At 54.3% G+C, this 12,360-nt stretch carries 17 protein-coding genes; 16 read left to right on the top strand and 1 reads right to left on the bottom strand.

Going from position 1 to position 12,360, the window contains the following annotated elements; all coding sequences use genetic code 11:
• Positions 1–13: 13 nt before the first annotated feature.
• Positions 14–448 (bottom strand): hypothetical protein, encoded by a 435-nt coding sequence (locus tag C0K55_RS26165; RefSeq protein WP_157944183.1) that lies wholly within the window; start codon positions 446–448, stop codon positions 14–16.
• On the opposite strand from C0K55_RS26165, the gene C0K55_RS25030 reads away from it, so the two are divergent.
• From C0K55_RS25030 to C0K55_RS25100, 16 genes are all read left to right on the top strand, one after another.
• Positions 448–1,461, top strand: a complete 1,014-nt coding sequence (locus tag C0K55_RS25030) for a phage major capsid protein, P2 family (protein WP_097728284.1) — start codon at positions 448–450, stop codon at positions 1,459–1,461. The genes C0K55_RS26165 and C0K55_RS25030 overlap by 1 nt on opposite strands.
• Before the next feature lie 17 nt (positions 1,462–1,478).
• Positions 1,479–2,189 (top strand): phage terminase small subunit, encoded by a 711-nt coding sequence (gene gpM / locus C0K55_RS25035; protein WP_097728283.1) that lies wholly within the window; start codon positions 1,479–1,481, stop codon positions 2,187–2,189.
• A gap of 98 nt (positions 2,190–2,287) precedes the next feature.
• Positions 2,288–2,782 (top strand): head completion/stabilization protein, encoded by a 495-nt coding sequence (locus tag C0K55_RS25040; protein WP_069934491.1) that lies wholly within the window; start codon positions 2,288–2,290, stop codon positions 2,780–2,782.
• Between the two features lie 9 nt (positions 2,783–2,791).
• Positions 2,792–3,265: a phage tail protein gene (locus C0K55_RS25045; protein ID WP_000192586.1), complete on the top strand. Its 474-nt coding sequence runs from the start codon at positions 2,792–2,794 to the stop codon at positions 3,263–3,265.
• The gene (locus tag C0K55_RS25050; RefSeq protein ID WP_053272795.1) at positions 3,262–3,975 is read left to right on the top strand and encodes a phage virion morphogenesis protein; all 714 of its coding nucleotides are present in this window, start codon (positions 3,262–3,264) and stop codon (positions 3,973–3,975) included. Before C0K55_RS25045 ends, C0K55_RS25050 begins: the two co-directional genes overlap by 4 nt.
• A gap of 19 nt (positions 3,976–3,994) precedes the next feature.
• Positions 3,995–5,143 (top strand): DUF2586 domain-containing protein, encoded by a 1,149-nt coding sequence (locus C0K55_RS25055; RefSeq protein WP_097728282.1) that lies wholly within the window; start codon positions 3,995–3,997, stop codon positions 5,141–5,143.
• A complete protein-coding gene (locus tag C0K55_RS25060; protein WP_000213187.1) occupies positions 5,140–5,595 on the top strand; it encodes a phage protein in 456 nt (151 codons plus the stop codon). The genes C0K55_RS25055 and C0K55_RS25060 overlap by 4 nt, the downstream gene beginning before the upstream one ends.
• Before the next feature lie 3 nt (positions 5,596–5,598).
• Positions 5,599–5,895, top strand: a complete 297-nt coding sequence (locus tag C0K55_RS25065; RefSeq protein ID WP_021580191.1) for a phage holin family protein — start codon at positions 5,599–5,601, stop codon at positions 5,893–5,895.
• Positions 5,896–6,004: 109 nt separating this feature from the next.
• A complete protein-coding gene (locus C0K55_RS25070; RefSeq protein ID WP_000777017.1) occupies positions 6,005–6,346 on the top strand; it encodes a M15 family metallopeptidase in 342 nt (113 codons plus the stop codon).
• Positions 6,347–6,416: 70 nt separating this feature from the next.
• Complete coding sequence (locus C0K55_RS25075) at positions 6,417–6,704, top strand: putative phage tail assembly chaperone (RefSeq protein WP_000998379.1); 288 nt, start codon at positions 6,417–6,419, stop codon at positions 6,702–6,704.
• Positions 6,705–6,745: 41 nt separating this feature from the next.
• Positions 6,746–6,892 (top strand): DUF6890 family protein, encoded by a 147-nt coding sequence (locus C0K55_RS26305; protein ID WP_000906384.1) that lies wholly within the window; start codon positions 6,746–6,748, stop codon positions 6,890–6,892.
• A complete protein-coding gene (locus C0K55_RS25080; RefSeq protein WP_094336123.1) occupies positions 6,892–9,066 on the top strand; it encodes a phage tail tape measure protein in 2,175 nt (724 codons plus the stop codon). The genes C0K55_RS26305 and C0K55_RS25080 overlap by 1 nt, the downstream gene beginning before the upstream one ends.
• Positions 9,056–9,406: a DUF2590 family protein gene (locus C0K55_RS25085; protein WP_062873901.1), complete on the top strand. Its 351-nt coding sequence runs from the start codon at positions 9,056–9,058 to the stop codon at positions 9,404–9,406. Before C0K55_RS25080 ends, C0K55_RS25085 begins: the two co-directional genes overlap by 11 nt.
• Positions 9,399–10,583 carry a baseplate J/gp47 family protein gene (locus C0K55_RS25090; RefSeq protein WP_097728281.1) on the top strand — a complete coding sequence of 395 codons (1,185 nt, stop codon included), beginning with the start codon at positions 9,399–9,401 and terminating at the stop codon, positions 10,581–10,583. The genes C0K55_RS25085 and C0K55_RS25090 overlap by 8 nt, the downstream gene beginning before the upstream one ends.
• Positions 10,580–11,215, top strand: coding sequence for a phage tail protein (locus C0K55_RS25095; RefSeq protein ID WP_000775221.1), 636 nt, complete (start codon positions 10,580–10,582; stop codon positions 11,213–11,215). The genes C0K55_RS25090 and C0K55_RS25095 overlap by 4 nt, the downstream gene beginning before the upstream one ends.
• Positions 11,212–12,360, top strand: a 1,149-nt coding sequence (locus tag C0K55_RS25100) for a phage tail-collar fiber domain-containing protein (protein ID WP_105283450.1), incomplete at its 3' end; no start/stop codon positions are given. The genes C0K55_RS25095 and C0K55_RS25100, both read left to right, overlap by 4 nt.

Consider the following 12,360-nt stretch of genomic DNA (forward strand, 5'->3'; position numbering starts at 1 on the left):
TACCCAACTCCAATCAATCAATGCGTTTTAATCGACAATACAAATAATATAAGACGCGTGAGATGTCGCCCGGTGATTCGCTTTCTGGTGTTTTTTCGATCTTTCCGGGTTTTAAATTCCTATCGATGAACGCCTGGAAAAACTGGAAGAAAACGTCGCGCAGTTCAGCGCGAAGAATGCCCCGAAAGATACCGGTGATAACAAGCCGGAAGGCAGCACCGGCGATCAGGGACAGGACAACGCAGAACAGAACAACAAGGACGACAAAACCTTCACGCTGACCACCGGGCAGGGCGAAAAGCTGTTCTCCACAGTGAACGCCATCGCGGAGAAGGTTACCAGTATGGAAACCGCATTTGCTGAACTCAGCAAGGACGCCACGAAGCTGCCGGGCAACAATCCGGCCGGTGGCGAAACTTTTAACCTGGTGTAACCGGAGAGAACGCAATGAACATGACACCAGAAGCACAAAAGCTGGTTAATCAGTACATCAGCGAACTGCAAAAAACATTCAGTGACTGCGGGAAATCAAGCGATCGTTTCTTTTCGCTGACCGAGCCACGCAGTATTGCCCTGCGTAAAGCCCTGCTGGAAAGCACAGAGTTTCTGAGTTTCATCACCTGCATGGACGTTCCGCACCCGCAGGGGCAGGTCGTCACCGTGGGCGAATCCACGCTGCGCACCGGTCGCGTGAAAAGCGGTCGTTTCGCTAAAGGTTCGGGCATCAAAGGCAACGAATTTAAACTCGTTGAAACTGATTCCTGCTGCGTGATCACCTGGGAACAACTCGCCATCTGGGCGAATGCCGGCAGCCCGCAGGAATTTTTCAACCTGATGAACTCCGCCGCCGTCACCAACTTTGCGCTGGACATGCTGCGCATTGGCTTTAACGGTAAAGAGGCTGCTGAAAACTCTGACCCGGAAAGTCACCCGAACGGCGAAGACGTCAACATCGGCTGGCATGAAATCGCCAAAAAGTGGGGAGAACAGCCCGGCAATACCTCCCGTATTCTGACGGACGCCGTTACCCTGGGCGAAGGCGGTGATTATGTCGGCCTTGATGCCATGGCCTCAGACCTGATCCGCACTTATATCCCGGCGCAATATCACAACGATCCTCGCCTTACTGTGCTGGTTGGCGCAGACCTTGTGGCTGCTGAAGAACTACGCCTCTACAACAAAGAGGACAAGCCCACCGAAAAAGTGGCCGCACAGTTGCTGACGAAGAACATCGCAGGCCGCAAGGCCATCATTCCGCCGTTTATGCCGGGTAAGCGTATGGTGGTGACCATGCTGCCAAACCTGCAGATCCTGACGCTGAAGGATTCCCGCCGTCGTAAAGCGGAAGATGTGGGCGATCGCAAACAGTTCGAAAACTCATACTGGCGTTACGAGGGGTACGCCCTGGGCGATCCGGATTTATATGCTGCCGTGGATGAGTCTGCGGTCACTATCGCCTGATAAACGGAGCGCACGGTATGCCAACGCCAATGCAGCGACAACGTGCCCGACAGATGGATGAGCGCCGTGCGGCGCTCATGACCACAACGGACGGACGCGCCATCAGCACAGAGAGTCAGCACATTAAACTGCTGGCACTGGATAACGACATCAGACAACTGCACAACATGGAGCTGCTGTCTGACAAGCTGGAATTCAAGCGGAGCACGCTGCTGCCCCGCTGGCTGCCACACGCACAGGCTTATCTGGAGGGGGAACGCGTCTATCAGAATCCCATTCTGGTGTACTGCATCATCTGGCTGTTCGATACCGGGCAGTTTGAGATGGCGCTGCGGTGGACTGACATTGCCATTGAGCAGGGGCAAAAGACGCCGGAGAACTTCAAAAGCGAGCTGCCAACGTTTGTGGCCCATTTCATTCTTGAATGGGCAGAAACCGAAGCTGAACGCGGGAACAGTATCGCGCCATATTTTCAGCAGGTGTTTGAAAAAATCCGTGACAAATGGCGCGTGAATGAACGCCTTGCTGCCCGCTACTGGCGCTTTGCAGGCGTCCTGCTGCTGCGCGGCGATGACGGTAAACCGCTGGCCAGTGCAATTAACGATCCGGAGAGACTGCAACAGGCCGACCAGTGTCTGGAACGGGCTGCCTGGCTGCATCCCAAAATTCAGGTGAAAACCCTGCGCCAGCGCATTGCCGCAAGACTGCGCGCGTTGCAGGGCACGTAAACGACTCCCAACAACCGGGCGGGCGCGGTGGAGGTGTGCCGGCAAAAGCCATCAGCACACTGCGGAAACCGGTCAGCCCGCCTTTCCCCGGAGTGAGCATGTTTGACGGGAAAAGCATTCACTATCAGCAGGCCATTATTCAGAACGATGGATTCTGGCCGGATATTGATGCCGGCGATTTTGAAAAGAGCCGCAGCATCCCCGCCGTCACGTCACACGAAACGGTGCTGACGGCGCTGCTTTGCGCGGTAACAGAGATTAACACTGAACTGGCTGCACGCCGTGAATACTGGCAGGAACAGGGCTACATCCGGGCCGCTGATATTCCGGGTTACACCGTGTTGCAACCAGAGCCGCGCAATACAGGCGCACAACCTGAACGGATGCAGAATCACATTACAGCACTGTACACCAAGGCCGTGTATGCACGCGCAAAGGCCGATCTTTTGCCGGAATCTGCCAGCGTGGGGCGGCGCGAGGCGCAACCCTCATCAGAAGCCAGCGAGAGTCGCCGGACGTTGCTGGCTGAAGCGGCCATGGCGGTGCGGGCGCTGCTGGGCCGACCACGTGCATCCATCGCGCTGATTGATTAAGGAAATGGTATGACGCAACTCGCCAGCCTGACGGCATTCATTGAAAACAATCTGCCGGCACGCGCACGCATTCCGTTCACCAGTGACATGGATGACATCACGCTCGTTCCGTTTACGAAGTCGCTGGGGCACGGGCAGTTATGTACGCAGGTTCGAAAATATACGGCTTTTCTGCGATGGGACGCATGGCCCTACCGCAAACTGAATCCGGATTTGGTGTTTTCTCTGGTTGAAGCCTGGCTGGCAGACAACGGCGGCGACCTGCGCCAGCGCCTGGCACCGGATGCGCCAGCCGTTGACGTCGAAGTGGATGATGAAAATGAAGTGGCATGGCTGGAAATCAGTCTGCCGCTGGTTGATCCCATCACCCTGGTTGAGGACGAAAACGGCCCCATCCCCAGAGGCGGGAAACGTTACCAGCTGGAAAAGCCTGAAATCTGGGTGGCTCAGGCGCATCAGCTTCACTGTCAGGTGATGCCATGACGCGCCCCGTGATTAACGAGTCACAACTCCGGCAGGTTCGTCGCGCCATCAGAGAGGCAGAACTTCCGCCGGCAAAGGCCAGAAAGCTGTTGGTTCGCATTGCGAAATACGGCCTGATACCGGCTGCACGACGCAATGTGAAAGCACAGCGAACACCGGAGGGGGCAGCCTGGGCACCACGAAAAAGACCGGATAAAGCCAGCGGCAGGTATAAAAACAAAATGCTGCTGGGACTGCCGAAACTGCTGGCCATCAGGGTTGATGGCAGCGGGAAAAGTGTCCGCCTTTTCTTCAAAAAAGGGGATTACAACACCGGCTCTCATGGTGGGGCGGTTGCGTGGGTGCAACAGCACGGCGCAACCATCAAAGGCCGCGCCACAAAACGCCGGGACAGCGAAGCCATGCGCACCCGTCCCGCCACACGACGGCAGGCAGAACGCCTTCTTTCTCTGGGCTTTCGCGCCCCCGTCGGCGCGGTCAGCAAAAAAACCGGACGCAGGGGATACAGAAAACCTTCCCTGAAATGGATTATGGAAAACATGAGTATGGCGCAGGCCGGGCTGGTGATCAGCATTCTGAAAGGCGAGCAGAAAAAACGTGTATGGGAAATCAAAATTCCCTCCCGCGCATTTCTGGGAGCCAGTAACGCTGAATTTGCCCGCATTCTGGAGGCGCAATTGCGCAGCCTGCATTACGGCGGCACGAGATAACAAAATCAGGAGACAAATCATGACCTGGCCATCTGTCACGATCGAACAGTACAACACATTCAGCAGTTCACCGGACGGCGTGGAAAATACACTGCTGTTTGTGGGCAATGCACAAAACAACAAAGGTAAGGTTCTGCCGGTTAACGCTAACAGCGATCTGGATGAACTGCTGGGAACGAACGCCAGCCCGCTGAAGAATTTCCTTCAGTCCGCACTGACCAATGCCGGGCAGAACGCCTTTTTCTATGTTGCCGTTCTGCCGGAAGCAGGCAGGGGCAAAGAAGCGACGCCAGCCTGCCAGGCATGGCAGAACGCCATACTGGCGGCTCAGGAAACTGTTTCAGTTGAAGGCGTGGTGATCACCGAACCGGTCAGCACGAAGGATGACATCAACGCCATACAGGCGTTACGTCAGACCATCATCAATAAATATCAGCGCCGCATCTGGTTCATTCTGACCATTGCCGCCAATAACTGCAGCAAAACCTGGGCAGATTACGTTGCTGAACTGACCACGCTACAGGAAGGCATCGCCGCCCCGCAAATCATGCTGGTTCCGGAAATTTTTGGCTTTGAACCGGGCGTTCTTGCCGGCCGTCTGTGTAACAGCGCCGTCACCATTGCTGACAGTCCGGCGCGTGTGGCAACCGGGGGCCTGTCCGCACTGAAAACCACTGAACGCCCGAAGGACAGCGCAGGGCAGGCAATTGATCTCGCCACCCTGCAGGCACTGGCAACCGCCCGCTACAGCGTGCCCATGTGGTATGCCGACTATGACGGCCTTTACTGGGCTGACGGTGTAACACTTGAAGTGGAAGGTGGGGACTACAACGTCATTGAGCATGTCCGCATTGCTGATAAGGTGGCGCGCCGCGTGCGGCTGATAGCCATCCCCAAGATTGCAGATCGCTCGCTGAACAGCACGCCGGGTAGCATTGCCGCACATGAAACGCTGTTTGCCCGCCCACTGCGTGCCATGGCGAAATCCACGCAAATTAACGGCATCACATTTCCGGGAGAAGTGAAATCGCCCCGGAAAGGCGACGTGGTTATCACCTGGCAGGACGAAAAGACGGTCAGCATCAGCATTGTCGTCCGCCCTTACGCCTGCCCTAAAACCATCAAAGTGGGCATTCAGCTGGATAAATCTCTGGAGGAAAACGCATGACGACCCGCATTAACGGCATGGCGTTTGACACTTTTATCGGTGGAACGGATATCCATGTGAAAAGCATCTCACTGGACATCAGCGATGAAAGCGCCGTTGCCAAAACCCGTGGCATCCCTGACGGCAAACTGCGCGGCCCTGTCAGTGCCGAAGGTGAAATCGAAATGAGTACCCGCAGCTTTAACCAGCTCGGGGAAGTGGCTGCTCAGGCGGGATCGTGGCGTGACCTGCCGCCAATGGATTTTGTGTTTTACGCCAATACGGGAACCGAAGAAATCCGCGTTGAAGCCTTCGGTTGTGAGCTGATGCTTTCCGGCCTGTTAAGCATTGACACCGAGAGCGCAGATCTGACCACGCACAAAATCAAGTACGTGGTGGCAAGCCCTGACTTTGTGCGTATCAACGGCGTGCCCGTTCTCTCAGAGAACGACGTGCGCGGACTGATGGGGTGAACCATGCAGGAGCATGAGCGCACCATTATCACTCTGGGCATTCTGGGCGGAATCGCTGCCGCAAGTCGGGTGCTGGCTGGCGCAGAGCCGATTACGTTGCGGTTGTTTGTGGGCCGAACCCTGCTGGGGAGCGCGCTGGGTGTTTCTGCCGCTGCCCTGCTGGTTCGCTACCCGAATCTTGACCCACTGGCCATTGCCGGCGCAGGCACCGCAATGGGCGTTGCCGGTTACCAGATTGTTGAAATCTTCCTGCGTCATATGCGCCGGAAGCTGGACGAGAAAGAGAACAAAGAGGAGTAACCGCAATGTTGTCCCGCAGGGAACAAAAAGCCGCTGCCATTGCCTGGAAAATTATCCGGGCACTGTGGTACTGGCTGCGCAAACCTCAGCAACCTCATAAGGAGCAAAAATGAAACTCTCCGATAAGCAACAACAATTTACCGTCATGATCGGAAAACTCATCCAGTTTGCCCATCAGCGCGGTTATGGCCTGACGTTCGGTGAGGCGTACCGCACGCCAGAACAGGCAAAACTCAACGCACAAAAGGGATCCGGCATTGCCAACAGCCTGCACTGCCAGCGGCTGGCCGTGGATTTTAATCTGTTTATTAACGGTGAATATCAGACCCGCACAGAGGCCTACCGCGAGCTGGGCGAGTACTGGGAATCCCTTGGTGGCGCATGGGGCGGTCGTTTTAAAAACCGCCCGGATGGCAATCATTTCAGCCTTGAGCACGACGGCGTGCGCTGATTTTACGCTTAATAAGCCTTCCTGCAGGCTTATTAAGCCCTCTTATTCTTGACTTTAAAAGGAAATGATGATGAACGATAAAAACACCCAGACTACCGCAGAGAACACCATCACTTTACAGGTCGGCGAGCATGAACTGACGTTTATCCCGACCGTAAAAGCCTACAACGACCTGCAGAACGACTTCATGCCGGATAACAAAATCGCGCCGCTGAAAAACTACCTGCGCCGTATCGTGATTAAAGAGCACCGCGATCTGCTGAACCAGCTGCTGGAAAAACCAGGAATGCCGGCCAGCCTGGCAACAGCCGTGAATAACGAGTTTGTGCCGGAAGTGGAAATCACCGTAAAAAAATAAAAAGCCATCTGGGAGCCATTGATCGCAATGACCTTACCCGGATGCTGATTCTGCGCCGCCACTGGCTGCCCGGCGAGGATGACTCGCCGCAGTCACTGGCTGCCGCCGTCTGGCTGGATAACCACTACTGGGAAAATATGAGCATCGCCGTCAATAACGGCATTATCCGTGCTTTTAAGGGATCGTAATGTCACAACAGCGCCTTGAATTACTTCTTGAACTGACAGACCGCCTGACAAGGCCGTTGCGTGCAGCCGGGCGACAGGTTCAGGGATTTGCTGCAACAAGTCGGGGAGCCTTTCGGGACATTGCTACCGGAGGCGCTGCGCTCTGGGGAGTGGGTGCAGCCATTCAGGGGGCACTGATGCCAGCCATTGAAATGGACAGGGCGCTCGGTGAGGTGAAATCACTGGGCGTCGCAGAGTCCGGATTGCGTAAACTCAGCCGCGCCGCCGTTGATTTCACTATGGAATACGGCGGGGCTGCGCAGGATTTTGTGCGTGCGTCATACGACATCCAGTCAGCCATTGCCGGGTTAACTGACGATGAGCTGTCCCGCTTCACCACCGCATCAGCAACGGTGGCAGCAGCAACCAAATCCAGCAGCCAGACCATTACCGCCTACATGGGCACCATGTACGGCATCTTTAAAGACCAGGCTGATGCCATGGGAAAAAGCAAATGGGTGGAGCAGGTCGCCGGGCAAACCGCCACCGCCGTGCAAATGTTTAAAACAACCGGCGATAACATGTCAGCGGCGTTCACCACGCTGGGTGCCAGTGCAAAAGCGGCCGGTATTGATGCGGCTGAACAGTTCGCCGTGCTGGGACAACTACAGGCCACCATGAGTGGCAGCGAGGCAGGGACGAAATACAAAGCATTTCTTGCCGCAGTAGGCAGCGCCCAGAAAAAGCTGGGGCTTAATTTCGTGAATAAAGACGGCACGATGAAAAGTGTTGTCGAGATCATGAAACTTATCAGGGGCAAATTTGGTGATCTGTCAAAAGTGGCTGATTCCGATTTGCTGAAAAGCGCCTTTGGCTCCGATGAAGCTGTGGCCATGATTAAATTACTCAATGCGGACATTGGCGGACTTGAAAAGAATATCGCCACGCTGGGCAATATCAAAGGTATGGATAAGGCTGTCGAAATGGCACAAGCCATGGCCGATCCATGGGAACAGGCCGCTGCAATTATTAACGGCATTCGCATCGAAATTGGCACGCAGTTGTTGCCTGTTCTGTACCCGTTTATCCAGAAAAGCAACGAAGGCGGCAAATCCTTTGTTGCCTGGTTACGTCTGTATCCAAACATCACGCGCGCAATTGGTTTACTGGCGGGGACTTTTCTTAGCCTCGCAACCGTTGGCGCTCTCAGCAATATCATCATGGGACTGTTCAGCTTTGTAACAAAAGGGCTGATTGCCCCCGTAACAGGCTTAATAAAGCTTCTCAGGTTAAGCGCATTGCGAAATACACTGGCCGCTGCTGCAACAGGGGCTTATGCCGCTGCACAACAATATCTGAACAGGGTCATGCTGGTTTCAATGCTGACAGGACGCGGCTTTCTTACCACCATGCTGATGATGAGCGGGCCCATTCTGCTTATTGGTGCAGCCATTGCAGCAGTTGTTGCTCTTGTCTGGAAATTCTGGGAACCCATCAAAGCGTTTTTCAGCGGATTCATTCAGGGGTTCAGCGATGCATGGAAGACTATTTCACTTGGCTCTCCCATTCTGGCCGATATCGGCGCTGTTTTTGGTTTTGTATGGGATGCCATCAAAACAGCATTTAACTGGCTGATGAATTTACTCACACCGGTAGAACTGACGGGCGAAGCGTTCGGACGCGCCAGCGATGCCGGTGCGTCTTTTGGCCGTATCGTTGCCACAGCAATCAACTGGATCCTGACGCCCACTGAAATCATGCTCGGACTGTTATCAAAAGTGTGGCAGGCCCTGCTCATTATTCTGCAGGGGTATAAGGATATCTGGAACAGCCTGGATATTACTCACCCCCTAGATTCACTGAAAAATCTGGCTTCCGGGATCCTGGCTATTTTCAGCAACCTCTGGGAACTGGTGAAACAGTCCTTCAGTGATTCATGGGGCTGGATTGTGGACAAACTCAACATGATCCCCGGCGTTAACATCGGCACATCAGAAAGCACAGGAAGTGGCGAAGGCTCCGTATTAACCGGCGGTAAAGCCATCAGCGCGGGGCCGGGTGGCATTGCGGCAGAAATGCAGAACAACAGCGAAAACCAGACCACCATCGACAACTCCCGTCGTGTGGTCAACGTCAATGTGCAGGATCCATCCCCTGCCCGTCTTAACGAGTGGATGGAGCTGCATGCATACTGATAAAACGCTTTACATTGATTTGCTCATCACCGGCCGCAATCTCACGCTGAACAGCGCCAGTGAGCCGGTGTTATGCAACAACAGGGAAAGTATTGCCCAGGACTGCCAGCACGCCATCATTGAGAGCGGACTGGCAACGCGCCTGCTGGCTGAAAAAAGCCCGACGCTTCGTGCCGACATCATGATGCAGATGACACTGCTGATTGAAGATGATGAGCGTATTACGCCTGGCACGGTCAGTGTGACAGAAGAAACCCCGCTTTCTGGTCGCCTGCTGATTAGCGCCCACACCGAAGATTTTTTTGAACCCCTGACTTTTACGGTATCTCTTGATGATTAACGGCAAACCTACTGCAGATTACGAGCGCATTCTGGCTGATAATGGCATGCCGGTAACCGAAGAACAGGCTCGCGCTGAATTTGAAGCCATTGTCAAAGACGAAGGGCTTATCACCAACACTTCCCGCATGTCGCCGTTCTGGCGACTGATTACAGCTATCACCACAAAACCCGTGATGTGGCTGAAAGATGCGCTGGTTAATGTGGTGATGAAAAACCTGTTTCTGGCTGATGCCAGCGGTGTATTCGTTGATGTTTTTGCCTGGGCGGTAAACCTGCAACGCAAGGCCGCCACGCACGCAGCCGGCGAGATTCGTTTCACCAAAAACGACATTGATCGCGCAGTTACCGTGTCGGCCGGTACGCAGATTCAGACAGAACGCATTAACGGCGTGATTTATACGCTGACCGTTGTCAGGGATACCGTTATTCCGGCAGGAACACTCAGCATGAACATCGATGTTTCTGCGGAACAGGCCGGAGCCGGCTTTAACCTTGCGCCGGGATATTACCGCATCCTTCCGGTGGCGATTGATGGTATTGCCGGCGTTGAGAACGATGAAAACTGGCTGACCACACCGGGTGCCAACGAAGAAAGCGATGACGAGTTGCGTGATCGTGTTCGCAATCAGTTTAATCTTGCCGGCGCTTATCACACCGATGCAGTTTACCGGGGATTAATTGCCGGCGTTGCCGGCATCAGTGCCGACCGCATCTATTTTCTGCATGACGCACCACGCGGCCCCGGCACAGCAAATGCTTACATTCTGCTGGATACCGGCATCGCATCCGAACCGTTCGTTGATGCAGTAAACGCATTCATTAACGATGAAGGTCATCACGGACACGGTGATGATCTGCGCTGTTTTTCCATGCCTGAAACACGCCACACCCTGACCGTGACACTCTGGTTATATGCAACGCTGAACCTCAGCGATGAGGAAATTCAGACGTTATTGCGCAATGTGGAAAATCTGGTTCGCTGTGCATTTCGAGAAAACAGCGATTATGACGTTCAGAAAACATGGCCGTATAGCCGTTTCAGCATGTCCAGACTGGGCGAAGAGATCCACCAGGTATTTCCACAGGTGGAGTCGGTTACATTTTCTCTTCCGGATATTCTCAGTGATCTGGCTGTTCCTCGTCTGGAATCCCTTACTGTGGAGGTGAGCGCGTGAAACTTCCGGAGATCCCTGAATTCCCGCTCCCCACCTGGATGAATAAAGGCGAGCCGTTAACGCTGGCACATTCATCGCATCGCTACTGGGAAAAGGTATACAGCTGGCTGACGTGGCCACTACAGCAGATTGATGTCGACACCTGCGCAGAACCTTTACTTAACCTGCTGGCTTATCAGCGCAATATCACCCGATTTAAAGGAGAGCCGGTTTCGTTATTTCGCTTAAGGGTGAAACACGCGTTTATTAACGCTCAGGACTCTGGCGAACGCGCCGGCTTCGAACGCATCTTTAAGCGTCTTGGCGTGGGAGACGTTAAAACACTGGAACGGCAACTGCAGCATGACTGGGACGTTATTTTACTGCGCATTAATGACACCCAGTTAAGTGAAAACAACGCGCTGATGATGCAGCTCGTGCGCCAGTATGGTCGTACCTGCAGGCGCTATTTCTTTCAGGTAATCAATACAACCACTGCCCGGCTGACAGCCGGCACATTTGATGGCCATTACAGGTATCACACAGCAGAAGCAACGGTGAGAAAGGACACCATCTGGTTAACCGCTTCGCTACAGGCAGGACATTACGGCCTGTCCGTGGAGCATTACACATTACAGGCAGACGAAGCATGAGCACGATTATTACTGAACAGTACGAACACTGGTGTGCGAATCAGCTCATCAGTGGAAAACCTGCGCGCCCGGATACATTTGTTTTTGCATATATTCCGGGACAGGATGAATCCGCAGAGATCCCCCGCGATGAGATACTCCCTGATGAATCCATGATTCAGTATCGTGCGCCGGTCACCCAGTACGGCCTCCTGTCGCCGAACGCGACCGCGTTTTCCATCATTCTGGACACGACAGTCGGCGACTTCGAATACAACTGGATCGGTCTGCTGAACGAAGAAAGCGGCGTGCTCTGCATGATTGCGCACACACCTCGTCAGCAAAAAATTAAAACAGCGAACGGCGTGCAGGGAAACAACCTGATCCGCACATTTTCCATGGAGTTTGACGGCGCAGCCGCAGCAATGCATATCGATGTCAGTGCTGATGTCTGGCAGATTGATTTCACTGCACGCCTTGCAGGAATGGATGAGGCCCGCCGGCTGCTGGCGTTTGATCACTACGGTGAAGCCGCTTTTCTGGGGGATGGTTTTCAGGTCAGCTATCAGGATGGTACCGCTACTGTTGCCGCCGGCGTGGGTTATGTGGGAGGTCTGCGCGTCAGTCTGCGCGAACCTTACAGCCTGCCGGCTGCGGTCGGGGATACCATTTGGATTGATGCAAGCTGGCAGGGATTTGTTACCGGCGAATGGAATACCGTTTTTACGTTCTGCGCCCGCCAGGAACATGCGTCCTATACAGACGGTAACGGCTTCCGACACTTTGTCGCGCCACTTGCGAAACTGACATCAGAAGGCTTACAGGATTTACGTCCACAGACGCCCGATGAAGAACAAAGCAATGCACTGGCAGAGCACGAAAAATCCCGCCGTCATCCGGACGCAACACTGAAGGAGAAAGGCTTTGCGCAGTACAGCAACTCCACCGACAGCGACGCAGAAGACCGCGCCGCCACATCAAAGGCAGTAAAAGCCGCAATGGATAAGGCAAAAGGCGCTGTTGAGCGTGGCGGCGACACCATGACCGGGGAACTGAAAATCCGTGGTGTTAATGCGCTGAGGATTTTCAACGAAGCCTTTGGTCTGATTTTTCGTCGTTCGGAAGAGTGCCTGCACCTTATCCCTACCAGTGAAGGTCAGGGCGAG

Source organism: Escherichia sp. MOD1-EC6098 (assembly GCF_002965865.1).
GTDB classification, from domain to species: domain Bacteria; phylum Pseudomonadota; class Gammaproteobacteria; order Enterobacterales; family Enterobacteriaceae; genus Escherichia; species Escherichia marmotae.

Coding starts and splice junctions, on each gene's coding strand:
- C0K55_RS25030 (WP_097728284.1), top strand. CDS start 448: ATGAACATGACACCAGAAGCACAAAAGCTGGTTAATCAGTACATCAGC.
- gpM (WP_097728283.1), top strand. CDS start 1,479: ATGCCAACGCCAATGCAGCGACAACGTGCCCGACAGATGGATGAGCGC.
- C0K55_RS25040 (WP_069934491.1), top strand. CDS start 2,288: ATGTTTGACGGGAAAAGCATTCACTATCAGCAGGCCATTATTCAGAAC.
- C0K55_RS25045 (WP_000192586.1), top strand. CDS start 2,792: ATGACGCAACTCGCCAGCCTGACGGCATTCATTGAAAACAATCTGCCG.
- C0K55_RS25050 (WP_053272795.1), top strand. CDS start 3,262: ATGACGCGCCCCGTGATTAACGAGTCACAACTCCGGCAGGTTCGTCGC.
- C0K55_RS25055 (WP_097728282.1), top strand. CDS start 3,995: ATGACCTGGCCATCTGTCACGATCGAACAGTACAACACATTCAGCAGT.
- C0K55_RS25060 (WP_000213187.1), top strand. CDS start 5,140: ATGACGACCCGCATTAACGGCATGGCGTTTGACACTTTTATCGGTGGA.
- C0K55_RS25065 (WP_021580191.1), top strand. CDS start 5,599: ATGCAGGAGCATGAGCGCACCATTATCACTCTGGGCATTCTGGGCGGA.
- C0K55_RS25070 (WP_000777017.1), top strand. CDS start 6,005: ATGAAACTCTCCGATAAGCAACAACAATTTACCGTCATGATCGGAAAA.
- C0K55_RS25075 (WP_000998379.1), top strand. CDS start 6,417: ATGAACGATAAAAACACCCAGACTACCGCAGAGAACACCATCACTTTA.
- C0K55_RS26305 (WP_000906384.1), top strand. CDS start 6,746: ATGCTGATTCTGCGCCGCCACTGGCTGCCCGGCGAGGATGACTCGCCG.
- C0K55_RS25080 (WP_094336123.1), top strand. CDS start 6,892: ATGTCACAACAGCGCCTTGAATTACTTCTTGAACTGACAGACCGCCTG.
- C0K55_RS25085 (WP_062873901.1), top strand. CDS start 9,056: ATGCATACTGATAAAACGCTTTACATTGATTTGCTCATCACCGGCCGC.
- C0K55_RS25090 (WP_097728281.1), top strand. CDS start 9,399: ATGATTAACGGCAAACCTACTGCAGATTACGAGCGCATTCTGGCTGAT.